This is a genomic window from Ruegeria sp. HKCCD8929 (assembly GCF_013031405.1).
In the GTDB taxonomy this organism is placed as follows: domain Bacteria; phylum Pseudomonadota; class Alphaproteobacteria; order Rhodobacterales; family Rhodobacteraceae; genus Ruegeria.
In genome coordinates, this window is the sequence record NZ_WPZY01000001.1 from 327,012 (window position 1) to 342,477 (window position 15,466).

12 protein-coding genes are annotated in these 15,466 nt (G+C 60.8%); 5 read left to right on the forward strand and 7 right to left on the reverse strand.

Features of this window, described 5'->3' with window-relative positions:
- Positions 1-63: 63 nt before the first annotated feature.
- The 5 genes from GOX53_RS01510 to GOX53_RS01530 are packed head-to-tail and all read left to right on the forward strand — an operon-like array spanning position 64 to position 4,886.
- Positions 64-666, forward strand: coding sequence for an amino acid synthesis family protein (locus GOX53_RS01510; protein ID WP_171173213.1), 603 nt, complete (start codon positions 64-66; stop codon positions 664-666).
- Positions 638-1,450 (forward strand): alpha/beta fold hydrolase, encoded by an 813-nt coding sequence (locus GOX53_RS01515; protein WP_171173214.1) that lies wholly within the window; start codon positions 638-640, stop codon positions 1,448-1,450. The genes GOX53_RS01510 and GOX53_RS01515 overlap by 29 nt, the downstream gene beginning before the upstream one ends.
- Positions 1,447-2,376, forward strand: a complete 930-nt coding sequence (locus tag GOX53_RS30215; protein ID WP_171173215.1) for a flavin reductase — start codon at positions 1,447-1,449, stop codon at positions 2,374-2,376. Before GOX53_RS01515 ends, GOX53_RS30215 begins: the two co-directional genes overlap by 4 nt.
- A complete protein-coding gene (locus tag GOX53_RS01525) occupies positions 2,373-3,410 on the forward strand; it encodes an LLM class flavin-dependent oxidoreductase (RefSeq protein WP_171173216.1) in 1,038 nt (345 codons plus the stop codon). The genes GOX53_RS30215 and GOX53_RS01525 overlap by 4 nt, the downstream gene beginning before the upstream one ends.
- 9 nt (positions 3,411-3,419) lie before the next feature.
- The gene (locus tag GOX53_RS01530; RefSeq protein ID WP_171173217.1) at positions 3,420-4,886 is read left to right on the forward strand and encodes an aldehyde dehydrogenase; all 1,467 of its coding nucleotides are present in this window, start codon (positions 3,420-3,422) and stop codon (positions 4,884-4,886) included.
- 293 nt (positions 4,887-5,179) lie between these two features.
- Here the strand turns inward: GOX53_RS01530 and GOX53_RS01535 are convergent, their stop codons facing one another.
- From GOX53_RS01535 to GOX53_RS01565, 7 genes are all read right to left on the reverse strand, one after another.
- Entirely contained in the window at positions 5,180-6,286 is a 1,107-nt protein-coding gene (locus GOX53_RS01535) for a transporter substrate-binding domain-containing protein (RefSeq protein WP_171173218.1), read from the reverse strand.
- A gap of 44 nt (positions 6,287-6,330) precedes the next feature.
- Positions 6,331-7,590, reverse strand: a complete 1,260-nt coding sequence (locus tag GOX53_RS01540) for a transporter substrate-binding domain-containing protein (protein ID WP_171173219.1) — start codon at positions 7,588-7,590, stop codon at positions 6,331-6,333.
- Positions 7,591-7,628: 38 nt separating this feature from the next.
- The gene (locus tag GOX53_RS01545; RefSeq protein ID WP_171173220.1) at positions 7,629-8,414 is read right to left on the reverse strand and encodes a PP2C family serine/threonine-protein phosphatase; all 786 of its coding nucleotides are present in this window, start codon (positions 8,412-8,414) and stop codon (positions 7,629-7,631) included.
- Positions 8,415-8,417: 3 nt separating this feature from the next.
- Positions 8,418-9,383, reverse strand: coding sequence for an FHA domain-containing protein (locus tag GOX53_RS01550; RefSeq protein WP_171173221.1), 966 nt, complete (start codon positions 9,381-9,383; stop codon positions 8,418-8,420).
- 199 nt (positions 9,384-9,582) lie between these two features.
- Positions 9,583-11,757 (reverse strand): serine/threonine-protein kinase, encoded by a 2,175-nt coding sequence (locus GOX53_RS01555; RefSeq protein WP_171173222.1) that lies wholly within the window; start codon positions 11,755-11,757, stop codon positions 9,583-9,585.
- A 341-nt stretch (positions 11,758-12,098) separates the two neighbouring features.
- Complete coding sequence (locus tag GOX53_RS01560) at positions 12,099-13,397, reverse strand: dynamin family protein (protein WP_171173223.1); 1,299 nt, start codon at positions 13,395-13,397, stop codon at positions 12,099-12,101.
- Positions 13,394-15,391, reverse strand: coding sequence for a dynamin family protein (locus tag GOX53_RS01565; RefSeq protein WP_254446416.1), 1,998 nt, complete (start codon positions 15,389-15,391; stop codon positions 13,394-13,396). The genes GOX53_RS01560 and GOX53_RS01565 overlap by 4 nt, the downstream gene beginning before the upstream one ends.
- Positions 15,392-15,466: the final 75 nt, after the last annotated feature.

Genomic DNA, 15,466 nt, shown 5'->3' on the forward strand with positions numbered 1-15,466 from the left:
ACATATGGTCTGATGGTATACCATCATACTTAGCGAAGAATCGCTGGCTGAAAAAGGTGTCCGATGCCCGCCGAAATCCGCAAGACGCTTTTGCATGTCGAAACCACCCTGATCGAAGGGGGCAAGGCCGCGCCGGTGCCGCTGAAGATGATTGCCGCCGTCGCGGTGATCCGGAACCCATGGGCCGGGCGTGGTTTTGTCGAGGATCTGAAGCCCGAAATCCACGATTGGGCGCCGGGGTTGGGGGAACTGCTCACAGGCATGATCCTTGAGGCCACCGGGGGCGGCGACAAGGTCGAAGGTTACGGCAAATCCGCGATAGTGGGGGTGAATGGCGAGGTCGAACATGCCTCGGCCCTGATCCACACCCTGCGCTTCGGCAATCATTACCGTGAAGCGGTGGGGGCAAAATCCTATCTGGCTTTCTGCAACACGCGTGGGCCCGCGAACGCGCCGCTGCTGATCCCGCTGATGGACAAGAATGATGGCGGTCGGCGCAGTCACTACCTGACCATTCAGCTGTCTGTCGCCGATGCGCCGGGGCCGGACGAGATCGTAGTGGCGCTTGGCGCGTCGATCGGAGGCCGCCCGCATCACCGGATCGGAGACCGGTATCAGGACCTCAAGGAACTGGGTCATGACGTCGACAACCCTGCAGCTGTCTGATCCCTATGGCACCGTCGCCTTTCGCGAGGCGGGGCAGGGAGAGCCGCTCGTCTTGATCCACGGGGTCGGCATGCAGTCCGCTGCGTGGAGGCCACAGATCGAAGCCCTGTCCCGGACCCATCGCGTGATCGCGCTGGACATGCTGGGCCATGGCGGCAGCGATCGGCTGCCGGATGAGGCGGAGTTGCCGGACTACGTGGCTTGGCTGCATGCGGTTCTCACGGCGATGGATTTGAGCGCGGTCAATCTGGCCGGGCATTCCATGGGCGCATTGATCTCGGGCGGGTATACGGTGATGCATCCCGAAAAGGTGACCCGCGTGGCGCTGCTCAACGGTGTCTATCGGCGCACGGCGCAGGCCCGCGCGGCGGTTGAGGCGCGCGCGGCCGAGATCCGCGAGGGCGCGTTCGATCTGGAGACGCCGCTCAACCGCTGGTTCGGCGATAGCTCCGTCGACCGGGCGGCCCGGCAGCAGGTCGCTGCGTGGCTGTCCCACGTTGATCCGGCGGGTTATGCTGCGGCCTATTCCGCCTTTGCCAAGGGGGATGCGACTTATGCCGATGGGTTTGCCGATATCGCCTGCCCGCTTTTGGCGCTGACCGGTGAGGACGACCTGAACTCGACCCCGGAGATGGCCCGAACGATTGCGGAGACGGCCCGGAATGGCCGGGCGGTCGTGTTGCAAGGGCACCGCCACATGGTCAACCTGACCGACCCGCAGGCGGTTAACGCGGCGCTCAGGGACTGGCTGCAAACCCCGGCAACCCGAAAGGAGACGGCATGAGCGATTTCGACCCTCGCGCCCTGCGCAACGCGTTCGGTACCTTCATGACCGGTGTGACCGTGGTAACGACCCATGACGCGCAGGGCAATCCGCTGGGCTTTACCGCTAACTCCTTTACTTCGGTTTCGCTGGACCCGCCGCTGGTGCTGGTGTGCCTTGCTAATACCTCGCGCAATTACGACGCCTTTGCCGGGACTGTAGGATTTGCCGTCAACATCCTGTCCGAGGGGCAAAAGGATGTCTCTAACACCTTCGCCCGCCCGGTCGAGGATCGGTTCGCTGCGGTGGATTGGCGCCGTGGTCCCCATGGCTCACCCCTGTTCGACGGCGTTTCGGCCTGGTTTGACTGTTCGATGTTCAACACGGTCCAGGCGGGCGATCATCTGATCCTGATCGGCAAGGTCGAGGCCTTTGACACGTCCACCGCCCCCGGGCTGGGCTATGCCCGGGGCGCCTACGTCACCCCGGCCGCCGAGGCCGAGGCGCTGAGTCAGAGCACCAACCTTGTGGTTTCGGCGCTCATCGAGCATGAGGGCCGGGTATTGTTGATGGATGACGGGCAGGGCGGGCTGACTCTGCCGGAAACCCGTGTGGGCAAGGACGGCGCCTCGGCGGCGTTGTCCCGGCTGATCGCCGACAGCGGCGTTACAGCCCAGCCGGGGTTCATTTACTCCGTTTACGAAGATGAAGCGCGCGAAAACCAGCACATCTCGTTCCTGTGTCAGGCCGCCGAGGGCACGCCCTTGCGCGGGGTCTTCACCGAGCTGTCCGAGACCACGCTGATGGACATAGCCGATCCGGCCATGTGCACCATGCTGGAGCGGTTCTCGGCCGAGGCAAGCATGGGAAATTTCGGGGTGTATTACGGCAATCAGATCAGCGGCGAGGTCCGCCCGATCGTTTCTGGGAGCGAGCAGAAACCATGAAATTTTCCCTCTTTGCGCATATGGAGCGGATCTCTCCGGACGAGGATCAGAAGCAGCTTTATGACGAGTTTGTCGAGCTGTGCAAAATCGCCGACCGGGGCGGGATGCATGCGGTCTGGACCGGTGAGCATCACGGCATGAACTTCACTATCGCGCCGAACCCGTTTCTGAACCTGGTGGATCTGGCCCGGCAGACCGAGAATGTGCGTCTGGGCACCGGCACTGTTGTGGCGCCGTTCTGGCATCCGATCCGGCTGGCAGGAGAAGCGGCGATGACCGATATCCTTACCGACGGCCGTCTGGATCTGGGCATCGCGCGGGGAGCTTATTCGTTTGAATACCAGCGCATGATGCCGGGGATGGATGCGTGGGAGGCCGGGCAGCGGATGCGGGAACTGGTGCCTGCGGTTCAGGGGCTGTGGAAGGGTGATTACGCCCATGAGGGCGAGTTCCATCAGTTCCCGAAAACCACCTCGGCCCCACAACCGGTGCAGCAGGATGGCCCGCCGATCTGGATCGCGGCGCGTGACCCGAACAGCCACGAATTCGCGGTATCGAACGGCTGCCATGTGCAGGTCACGCCGCTGTGGAAAGGGGATGAGGAAATCGCCGATCTCATGAGTAAGTTCAACGCCGCGTGCGAGAAATTTCCGGGCGTCCTCCGCCCGAAGATCATGCTATTGCAGCACACTTACGTGGCCAGCGACGCCGAGGACGTGAAACGCGGCGCGGAGGAGTTGAACCGCTTCTATTGCTATTTCGGCGCCTGGTTCATGAACAAGCGCGATATCAATCAGGGCCTGATCGCCCCGCTCACCGACGATGAAATCGCCGCCCATCCGTTCTATTCTCCGCAGGCGATGGAGCGCGATCTGGTGATCGGTGAGCCGGAGGCAGTGATTGCGCGGCTCAAGGGGTATGAAGCGCTGGGTTACGATGAGTATTCGTTCTGGATCGATTCCAGCATGAGTTTCGAGCGCAAGAAAGCCTCGCTTGAGCGGTTCATCAGCGATGTGATGCCGGCCTTTCAATAGGGACAGACGATGCAACAGTTCCAGCAATATATCGACGGCGCGTTTTCGGATGGGGCGGCACAGTTCGAAAGCCTCGATCCGGCCACCGGCAAGCCCTGGGCGCTGATGCCCGAGGCGCGGGCCGGGGATGTGAGCCGGGCGGTTGAGGCGGCAGAGCGTGCGTTCCACGCGCCCGAATGGGCGGGTATGACTGCATCGCAGCGCGGCAAGCTGCTGTTGCGCTTGGCCGATCTAGTCGCTGAGAACGCCTCTCGTCTGGCCGAGTTGGAAACCCGCGACACCGGAAAGATTATCCGCGAGACCAGCGCTCAGATCGCCTATGTGGCCGAGTATTACCGTTACTACGCAGGGCTGGCCGACAAGATCGAGGGCGCGCATCTGCCCATCGACAAGCCCGATATGGAGGTCTGGTTGCGGCGTGAGCCCATCGGGGTCGTGGCCGCTGTCGTGCCATGGAACTCGCAGCTGTTCCTTTCGGCGGTCAAGATTGGTCCGGCACTGGCGGCGGGGTGCACGGTGGTGCTGAAGGCCAGCGAGGACGGGCCTGCGCCGATGCTGGAATTTGCCCGCATCTTCGATCAGGTCGGATTCCCGCCGGGGGTGCTCGACGTCATCACCGGGTTCGGACCCGAATGCGGTTCGGTCCTGACCAGCCATCCCAAGGTGGCGCATGTGGCCTTTACCGGTGGCCCTGCGACCGCGCGGCATATCGTACGGAACTCGGCCGAGAACCTGGCCTCGACCTCGTTGGAACTGGGCGGCAAGTCTCCCTTCATCGTGTTTGAGGATGCCGATCTGGACAGCGCGGTAAACGCGCAGGTCTCAGGCATTTTCGCGGCCACCGGGCAAAGCTGCGTGGCCGGGTCGCGGCTGGTGGTGCAGAATACGATCAAGGAGGAATTTCTATCCCGCCTAAAGGTCAAGGCCGAGAACGTGGTGATGGGCGCGCCGCAGGATATGGAAACCGAGGTAGGCCCGCTTTGCACCCAACGCCAGCGCGAGAATGCGCTGAGCCTGATCGACGCTTCGATCGCACAGGGCGCCCGCCTCATCACCGGCGGCACGGCATTGGACCGCGACGGGTTCTATTTTCCGCCAACCATCATCGACTGCTCCGGCGCGCCGGACGCGCCTTGCGTTACCAATGAGTTCTTCGGTCCCGTCCTGTCGGTGCTCGGCTTCGACACCGAGGCTGAGGCGCTCGAGATCGCCAACAATACTGAATTCGGCCTGGCCTCGGGCCTCTTCACCCGCGACCTGACCCGCGCGCATCGCATGATCCGGGGCATCCGTTCGGGCATCGTCTGGGTCAACACCTATCGCGCCGTCAGCCCCATTGTGCCCTTCGGCGGCCACGGCTTGTCTGGCCATGGGCGCGAGGGCGGGCTGCAGGCGGCGCTGGACTATACCAAGGTCAAGGCGGTGTGGCTGCGCACCAGCGATGATCCTGTCCCCGATCCGTTCGTCATGCGCTGACCGAAACGCGCTCCTAACAGGCAAATCTGATGGCTGAAAGCAAAAGGGACTGACACCCCAATGCCAGTCCCTTTCTGAGTGAGTGGTTCGGCTACGCCGGACCGGGAGAATTCTTGATTTGAACTTACCATCTGTGGCGATCATGGAAATTAGGGGATTCCCGTAGTTTTGAGATTATTTTGATTTTTTCTGGATAAATCGGGGGTTAAGCCCGTACCAAATTGCCAAAAAACATAAAGGGCCGGTCAATTGACCGGCCCTTTATGCGTAGGAGTGGATTTGCTCTCAGGCGATCAGTTGGATGCTGCCATCAGCTTTTCGTTATGCTCACGCAGAGTGTCCGAAACGATGGCGTACCATTCGCCCGATTCACGCATCTCGTTCATTCCGCGGTTCAGCATCGCAAGATACTGCTTGCCGAAGGGGTTGCTGCGGTGGCTGATGAAGCGCAGCGAGGACAGGGTGGTAACAAACGGGTTTTCGACAATGTCCTTTTCGGTCAGGCCCATTTCGCTTTTGGTGTCGGCGAAAAGCTGGACTTCGAAGGTGGCGACATCCGCGACACCGGTCAGAACCGCATCCAGGCACTCGCGCGCAGTGATGGGCTGCATCAGAGTCGCATCGGGCGCCCGCAGGCCGGCGGCCTCGAGGTCATGGATGAACCAGCCGTCCATCCGGCAGATCGTCGAGCCTTTCAGATCGCCCAATGTCGTCGCACCGGCATAGTCACTTTCCGGCAGACTGTAGAAGCCGATCACAACGTCATAGACCGGAACCGACGAGTCGAACTGGGTGCAGCGCACCTCGGTTTCCCATGACCATTCGTAGCTGCGGTTGGTGCAGTCGGGCATGTTCCAGGCCATCGACACGTCGAACGCACCCAGCGGCAACAGGGTTTCCAAGTGCGAGTTCCAGTCGTCCACGAAGCTGACCGAATAGTCGCGGGCGTTGCCGCCCCGCTGCAACGCGGTGGTGCCGAGACGGGTAATGAAACCGCCGCCATTCAGTGTTTCGTCGGCAAAGGGTGCCCAGCCGTTGCCGGTAACCAGCTTGATCGGCGGCTCATAAACGCTCGACCGTTTGACGCTGGCGGCGCGCGCTTCTTCGGCGGCGATGATTTCCTGGGCGGTCTGGCCGTTCGGCAGGCTGCCATCCTCACAGGGCAGGGCCAGCACCAGACCCTCTTCCAGCGCGTTCGGGTTGGTGATGGTGTTGCGGTTCGCGTTGAAGATCGGCTGGTAGTTCGAGGTGCCGTAGGCCGCGATTGCGATGGTGGCCAGAGTGTCACCATCCGAAACCGTGTAGTTGGTACAAGCCTCCTGAGCCGCAGCGGCCCCGGCGGTGAGCACGGTGACGGCAACGGCCGACATTGCGACTTTCTTGACGTTGAGTTCAAACATTTCCGTTTCCTCCAGATTCTTTGAGTTTCAGGCCTTTGCCGGCCTCAGCCATTTTCCATTTGATGACGCAGGGCGGTGGAGACGATGTCGCGCCACTCCCCCGATTGCTGCATGATCGCCAGCCCTTCGTTCAGCGTCTCGAGGATCGCCTTGCCATCGGGGTTGTCGACATGTGTCATGACATTGAGCGACTTGATCGCCGCAAGATTAGGGTTTTCGATGATTTGGTGTTCGTAGCCCAGCCGCCCGACGGCTTCGACGGCCAGGTGCGCTTCGATGGCGACGATGTCGGCAGTGCCGTCCATAACCGCGGTAAAGCAGTCATCCGGCGAGACCGGGCGGTAGAGCTTGATCGCGGGCTCATAAAGCCCGACCGCATCCATGTGAGACAGTGACCATCCTTCGGGGCGGCAGATTGTGGCGCCGGCGAAGTCCGCGTAGGTCAGGGTTGTCTCATAGCCGGAGCCGTCCTTGGCAAAGAATGTGTCCACAACTTCGTAGAACGGGTTTGAGAAATTGTAGGTTTCGCACCGGCTGCGATCACTCGGCGACAGGGCCTCTGCTTCTTCGCAATTCGGGCGAGACCATGGGAAGGTGCCGTCAAAGGCAAGGGTCGGCATCAGCAGGTCCAGATGCGAGCTCCAGTCGTTGACGAATTGGATCTTGTAGGCCTGCTCGGGTGCGGCGCGCAAAAAGGCGGTTTCGACTAGCTTGGTGTAGAGCCCCCGGTTGGGCAGGTCTTCGTCAGTGAAGGGCGCATAGTCCCCGCCGGTGATGAGCAATATTTGCCGGTCGCGGACTTCCGGACGCTCTTTGACGGCCGCTTCGCGGATCAGAGCGGCACCCTCTGCGCGGGCCGCCTCGATTCCCTTTTTTGCTTCGGCTTTTGCCGCCAGCACGGCTGCGTCGCTTGCCTTCACCGCTTCGGCTTTCGCTGCTGCAACACGGGCTTCGGCGTCGGCGATCGCCTTTTCGGCACGCTCCTCTGCGGCTTTGATCAGCTCTTTGGCCATCTCGGCGGCCATCGCCTCGGCTTCGGTGGCAGGGGGCGTCGTGACCTCGGCACCGGGGGCGCAGGGCAGTTGCAGCGTTGCGCCCACGTGAATGATGTTCGGGTTCTTCCCGATCACGTCGCGGTTGGCGTCATAGATCAGGCGATAGTCGGAGGTGCCGTAAACCTTGGTGGCCAGTTCACGCAGGCTGTCGCCACGCTGAATGACATACGGCGCGCAAGCCTCTTGCGCGGCGGCGGATCCGGCTGCGGCGGCCAGCGCCAGGCTGGAAGCGATCAGATATTTCCTCATGTTTCCTGTTTTCATCTTTGGTGCTCGTTCCCTGGGACTTAAATGTTGACCGGTCTCACGACGGCGACCGAGATATTGTCTTGATCGGGGTGATCTACGGCACACAGCGCCTGTAGCAGACCGTCGGCGATATCCTGTGCCGCCGCGTCGGCATGATCCTGTAGAACTGCCTGAATTCTTTCATCGTCCAGGTACTGCAACCCGTCGCTTGCAATCAGCAGCACGTCGCCGCGGGCCAGCTTTAGCGGTGTTTCCGGACAGTCCACCTTGGGGATGGGCGCCCCCATGATGACCGAGGTCAACTGGTTCCGGTCCGGATGGGATTGTGCCTCATCCGCGCTGATCTGGCCGTTGGCGGCTTGCGCGTCGATGAGGGGCGCCATCGAATGGTCTTCGTTGATCTGAACCAGCTTCCCATTGCGGAACAGGTAAAGCGGTGAGTCACCGATCGAGATCCAGAACAGGCGATCGCCCAGCATCAGCGTACCCAACAACGTCGCGCCCATGAGAACAGCGTTGCCGCGATCCTCGACATAATTGGCGATTGCTGCATTTGCCTGCATGGCCGCCATGGGGAGGGCGTCGATCAAGTCGATATCAGCGGGTGCAACGCGCTCAAGCAATTCGTCAAGCATCGACCGCCAGGACGATGTGACGAACTCTGCCGCCACATCACCCGCGTCGTGTCCGCCCATACCGTCGGCGACCACCACGTAGCCCGCATTGGCAGCGTCAAGAAAGCGCGCGGCGATGGAATCCTCCTGCGCGTCGCGCTGCCCCAACTCTGCCAAAAGGGCGATGTCATATGCTGGTGAGGCCAACATCCGTTAGCCGTCCTGCCAGTCAAAGCCGTCGTCGCAGAACGCGACAAACCGCATTGTGGTTTCGCTGATCCGAATGCTGTCCCCGCTAGAAAGCGCTACGGTACTCAGCACCGGGCCACCGTTCAGGCGGACCAGGTTGGCCTTGCCGCCATGACCCAGATAACATTTTCGGTCTTCGTGGTCGTAAGCGACTACCGCGTGATTACTGCGCGAAATGCCGTGGTCTCCGAAATCCAGCTGAATGGCCTGATCGTCGTTACGGCCAATCTGCATCAAACCCGCGGTCAGAGTGATGGCAGTCCCGCAGCCGGGGCCATTGGTGATCACCAGCCAACCAACCGGGAAACTGGCCTGTGCGGCGGCGGGTTTGGCTGCCGGAGCGGTTTCCATCAGGTCCTGAACGTGCGTATCCGGACGCTCAAAACCCAGGAACGTGGTCTTGACGCGGTCTCGACGGTTCGGCGCTGGGGTTGCCGCAGGTGCTTCGGCTGCTGGTTCGGCCGGGGCCTTTGTTGTTTGGCCAACCTCAACCGGCTCTTCGGGAGCAGTTTCCGGCTCGACCATCTCTTCAATCAGCGCCACAGCGGCTTCGGCCACAGGTTCCGGCGTTTCCGAAACACTCAGTGCGGGGGTGAGCCGCAGCGTCACGACCTGATCTGGTGCTTCGTCCTGCACCGACTTAGCCGCAGGCGCATCTTCCACCGGTGCGGCAGCGGTTTCCTCGGTAGGCGCTTCGACAACCTCATCGCTTTCGAATTCCGGCATTTTCGCCTCGGGCATCAGTTCTTCGGCGTCGTCGTAGGACTCAGGTGCCGTGTTATCGCCAGACAGCGCCAGTCGCAGCGCATTCAGGTCCGCGATGGGCTCGGCGGTTTCAGCCTCGGGTGCTGCGACCTCTTCCTCGGTGTTTTCCTTGGACTTGCCAGCACCTTCGAGAAGCCGGCTGAGTGGGCTTTTGTATTTGAACATGGCGCGACACCTTCCGTATCTGTGAGGACGAAACCTGCGTTCCGTCGGGTTAAAACTTCCCCGGCCAGCCCGGAGACCGGGCGGGGCACATGTATCTGGAAACCAATAGAACCGTTGACCTTCTGCGGCGGGGCCGCTCCCCGCCAGGGCGACTTGTTAGCCTTGCCCGCAGACAAACACGCTTTGGCAGACTGTTTGTTCACTCCTCGGCGAGCCGCATCACCGCGCTGTTTTCTGCGCCGTTGCGCAGCACGGTCAGACGGGCTTCGGGTTGATTGTCCGCCACCAGTGCCTCAAGCACCTTGTCCAGGCTTTCCGGGCTGCTGATGGCCTGACCCGTGATTTCTTCGCGCAGCAGCACGTCGCCCTGGCGCAGGGTACCGGTGGCGTTGGCTCCGACCCCGGTCACCGCCGTTTCCCAGCGATCGTCGCCCTGATTGCGCGCCGAAAGTGCAAGGCCATTCTCCAGCCCGAAAATCCGCACTGCAGGCAGAGCCAGGAGACCATTGGACACGCGCGTTTTACCTAGGGGACGATAGCGGGCGACGACACGGATATAGCCGTCGGGGTCAACTTCGAAATTGTCGAGAATCTGCGCGGCAAAGGACATTCCACCGCGGATCGGTTCGCCGTTGAGGGTATAGATCAGGTCCCCGCGCTGTACCCAGTCGCCAATCACCGACATGTCCTCGGCGGGATCGACGCTGGTTACCGCGATCACATGTGCCGTGGACTGGCGGCGCTGGCTGGTGCCAAAGGGAATCTCAACGTCCCAGTGCGCAAACGAGACTTGCTGTTCAAGAAGTTTGACCGGCTTTGCCGGGGCTGCCGCGGCTTGGAGGGCGTCTGCTTGTGCCGCTGCCACGGGCTTTGCCAGCGCGTCCTCCGCAGCAACCGGTTCTTCGGTTGCCGGCTTTTGTGCTGCGGTGACGGCCTCGGGTTCCGCGCTTCTTTGCGGCGCGGGCTGCTCGACGGCTTCTTGCGGTACAGTCTCGGGTTCAGTTGCTACGGCAACTTCGTCGGTATTCTCAGTTGCAGCGACGATGGGGTTTCTATTTTCGGTGATCGCTGTTGGCGCCTCGGCAACCGGAGCAACTTCGGTAGGTGCGTCTTCGTTACCGGACAGCACAAAATATCCACCTGCGACGGCAGCGATGACGGCAACCGCGGCAACAGTGATCAGCTTTCCGCCGCCGCCAGAGTCCGAGCGGCGGATGACCTTGTCGACGGCAACCGGTTCGTCTTGAACGGCGGGCTGGACGTCGTGATTTTCGGGGCCAATAGCTAGGTCCGAATTTCCGGCCAATAGCGCAGTGACAACCGCCTCGGCATTCTCGGTCTCGGCCTTGATACGTTCCTTTTCCGCCTCGCTCAGCTCCTCCTCTTCTTCGCGGTTAACGGCCACGATCACCGAGACGGGGCGATAGCCGAAATTGTCAAAGACAACACGCGGACCACGGAACATCCGGAGCCATTCCAGTGCCGATTGCTGACGATCGGTCGCGTGGATTTCCATCGCTTTGTCGATGGCCTCCAGAAAGCCCTCGGGATAGCCGTCGAACCGGCTGGACAGTGGCGTGTAAGGATCGGGCTGGCTGTTGTTGAACGCGTTGAGGCGGGTTTGACCGTCAATCGGACGCTCGCCGCTGATTGCATGATAGAGCGTTGCTGCCAGCACATAGAGGTCGCTGCTGGGGCCTTGCTCAGCACCGCGCACATAGAATTCATGCGGCGAGTAGCCGTCTTTGATTACCCGCAGGGTTAGCAGCGCCGCCGTGCGGTTGGCTGCTTGTTCCCGTGCGGCGCCAAAATCGATCAGGACGGGTTCCTGGTTTTCATCGATCAGGATGTTGTCAGGCGAGATATCACGATGCAGCATGCCGCTTTCGTGGATGAACGCGACCGCCGAAAGCATCTTTTCGGTGACCTGGACCACGAAGTCAGGCGAAGGCTCCTGATCCGGGTCCTGCACGAAATCCAGCAGATCGCATCCGCGGATGAAATCCATCGCGATATAGGCTGTCTGATTGTCCTCGAACACCTGATGCACGTCGACGATGTTGGGGTGGACCAGGCGCGCGTGATTGCGGGCCTCCTGAATGAACATGTCGATGATCGAGCGTAGGTCATCGCGATAGGCGGGATCGGCCGCTTTGACCGCGTCGCCGACCCGGCGGCAGAGGGCGGCGGGGAAACATTCCTTGATGACCACGTCACGGTTCAGACTGTCACGCGCAAGATACGTGATGCCGAAGCCGCCATTGTTCAGGAAACGTAGAATCTCATACTGTCCGCGCAGGAGCTTCGCTCCCGGTTGCAGTGCTTCGATCTGTGTGTCGTCGTGAGTGTGTCCGACAGCCTGATTGTGGCCCATTTCGTCCTGCCTGTGATTCCTGTTTCTGCGGATGGAAACCAGGCCCGGGGCCCGCACACTCACACCAAACAAAACAACCGCAGGATACTTGAGTGACGTTTAGACTTATTAATTGCGACTAAATTGGGACCAACTCATGACTTCGCTATGGTTGTACGTCACAAAAAAACCAGCTCTTGTGTATGCGGTGCAGAAATGCGGTAGATGAGGGGTTGTCTTTAAAAATTCTACGTGCCGAAAAGCAAGAGAATCAGGGCTTCGAGCGCGCTAACAGGGCTGCGGCGAGCCGGTTCCCGCATGTTCGAATCGCGAAGGGGTTACTCAATCTGAGCGGGATTCGATCAGGTACCTGTCCGAGTTTGTGATTCGACGACGGAACTGCCGGCCCAGGCGAGGTTGTCGCTGAGCTGCGCAAGGATGCTGACGGCGTCTCTCAGCGGCGCATTTCCGGTCTCGAATTGCAGCAGCAGCAGCAGGTCCGTGGCCTTTTCGAACTCGGCCGGAATCCAGTCCGCCGCCGGATCGATTTCGCTGCCGTTTTCCAATCTTTCGGCGAACTCCTCGACGATCTCCTGACAGCTTTGCAGGAAGGTTGCCGGATCGATATCCGAGGTTGCGCGCAGATCGTCGTAGATTCGGGCAACGCCGGTCAGCCATTCCTCCAGTATCGGGTTGGACAGCGGGGGAAGTGTCGCCGCAATGCTGTCCTGCAGTGCGTCCCCGGAGTCGTAGGGCACGGCGGGTTCGACCGGCTTTGCCGCCGCTTCGATCTGTTCCAGCGCAGGAAGGAACAAAGACTGCCAATCCTTGCGGGCGGCATCGATATCCCGCTGCCTCCGAACCGAGGCGACGCGCAGAACTTCTTCGGCCAGAGCTTGGCCACCACAGGATTCCCAGAGGTCGAAATTGGGCTCGGGTTCCTGCGACATGGCCTGAACGGCAATGGGCGTGCCGATCGGGACAATCGCGTCGAACATACCTTTGTTTTCTTTTTCCAGCCGCGCCAGAACCCTGTCAATCGCATCCCGCACAGGCGGCAGGTCGGAATGGGTCACGGCCAGCAGGCTGTTTTCGCGCAGCTCAGCAGGGACTTGCGACCACAGGTGCCTTTCTGTTTCGCGCCACGCATTGGTGCCGTTGGTGCACCAGATTGCGCAATCGACAAGGTTCAGCAGTTCAAGGGTCTGTTTATAGGTATCATCCAAAGCGCCAGAGCCCGGAAGGTCGAACAGAGATATTTCGCGCAGCGCCGGGGAGGGGAGCCCGACCGAGATAAAGTCAGGCTCGTCGACCGCAGCCTTTTCCAGCGCGACGCCCGCATAGATCTTTTGCGGTTTTTTCCACCATCCGACCGTTGTTTGCGGTTCATCCGAGTAATTGACGATCACAAGCGGAAGTTGCAGGTGCTGCGGACCCGTTGGCAGGATGTCTGCCCCGGCCAGCATGTTTGCAAGGCTTGACTTTCCCGCTCCGAATTCTCCGGCAAAACCGATCGCAACGGCGCTGGACAGGCGTTCGACATGCGCTTTGGCGCGGTCGCGCAGCGCGTCTAACTCAGCAGATGCACCAGCTTTTCGCGTCACGGCGAGAAAGCGTTCATATTGCTGTATGTATTGTTCGGTTCCGGGGAATTCGATCACTCTGCCGCCTCCGGTTGTATGTCAATGGCCCGATCCGGGCGGAATACCGCGTCGAGTTCATCGGCGATTTTGCGGGCCCGGTCAAACGCTCTTTGCGCCTCGGACCGCGCGCAGGTCGTTTCGTCACCCTCGGCGTCGACATGTTCTAGGTGCCCGGCCAGCAACGCAAGGTGATGTTCCAGAACGGTATCTATCCGATCCTGCAGATCGGTGCGGGCAGTATCGACCAGATCGTCCCCGATCATCTCGAATTCCTGCGTGATCAGTGTTTCTGCCCGGGTTACGAAACTGGACCGGGAAAACAGTCGTGACAGCCAGGAGATTCGCAGCTCAACCGTGATACCGCGAGTCAGTGCCGTGGTATCGGGGCGGAACCACCGGATCGCACTTGTGTTCATGCGGCTGTCGGCGCTTTCGTTCCAGCCGGGCAGGGTCTGCAGAGCGGCGTTGCTTTGCATGTCGATGGCATAGAGACCGTTCAGAACCTGCTGACGCGCGATCTGGGTGGCATCCAGAATAAGCTTACGCATCTGCTCGCGCAGGGCGGTAAAGTCCAATTCGGTCGCGTTGCCTCGTGCAAGCAGCGGGGAAGTGCCGTCCGGATTACGGACCCCGGCGGTTACCATCTCGGCCACGGTGTCATCCAGCACACCGCGCAGCATGGCAAACTGATCGTCCAGTTCTTGGGTTATTTCCGCCGATTTCTCGGCGATCATGGATCGTAGTGACGCAAGGGTTTCGTTTCGCTCATCAGGTTCCGCCTGATCCGGTGTTTCGTCCTTGAGCACCCTCAGGCGCGCCTCGCTGCGTTCAACCTCGCCCTGTGCGAACCCGTTGAGATGCTGCCATGCGATCTGCAGATGTTCCCGGCGGGGTCCATCGGCGAGCGATCGGGTGACATGGGCGCGCAGTTCCGGCAGGCCCGAGGCGATCATCGCAGCGAGGCGTAGCGCACCCTCGCGACTGACCGGGCCCGGCCCCTTCTTCATCTCTTCGACGCCTTCGAGATATTGTTTCAGCAGCGGGGGATGTGCACGCAGCCAGGCCAAAACCCGATTGTGATCGACGCCAGATTCATCGCCGGTAAGCGCGTAGTGGGCCCATTGGGCGCTGCCCATCAGGACATCCACACTCGCGTCGCCGAGCGCTTTGGTCAGCCCGTCCTGCACGTCGGCGCGCACCTTGTCGGCATCTTCGGCACCCTGGCCCAACTCATCGACGCGATTAATGAACACCACGATCTGACCAAGCTCTAGCGCTTGCATCAGGCGGAACAGCTTGAGATCCGCGCGTGACAACGCCTGATGAGCCGACAGAACGACGACAAAGAAATCCGCCTCTTTCAGATATTGGCGCGAGATCTCCTCGCGGATCAGCAAGGGGTCATTGACGCCGGGCGTGTCGGTGACAGTCAACGGAAACGGGAAGTGGCCGAGTTCAAAGTAAACTTCGGCCTTGCGCGTGATATCGCTGTAGAGTCCCCGGTCCGTGGGCGTCTCGCCCTCGGCCAGATCGGCAGGGTCGTCGCCGGCGCAGACATAGCGTTCCAGATCGCCCTCGGTAAGCACATCGAGATCGTGGCTTTGCCCCAGCAGTTCCGAGTAGCTGCGGCCCAGACGCAACTGGGCGCGGGTCTTCATCGCCTCGACCTGCTCCTCAATCATCTCGCGCTTGTAGCTGTCCTCGTCATCGGGGAACATGTTGCGCAGTTCTTCGCCCTCAGCGATCAGCGCCTGCCATTGCTGATTGTCGAAGAAGTGAAACTCGGCTCCCTTGACGCGTTCGGAGGGATGGCCGAAATGCATGTCTGTGATGACGGTGGTCCAAGGGTTTACATCTGACGGTAGAAACTCCGCCTGACCAGTGAACCCATTGATAAGGCGCGATTTACCGGCCTTGATCTGACCGACAAAGGCGATACCGGGCTTCAGCCCGGTGAGGTCGCGCAGGATGCGCGAGATGAACAGGCGGGTTTCATCATTCGCCGTGCTCATCATTTCTTCTGCAAGCCGGATTAACTCCCGGCGACTGGTCTCACTCATATTGTTACCTTATGAACTGGGTTTTCT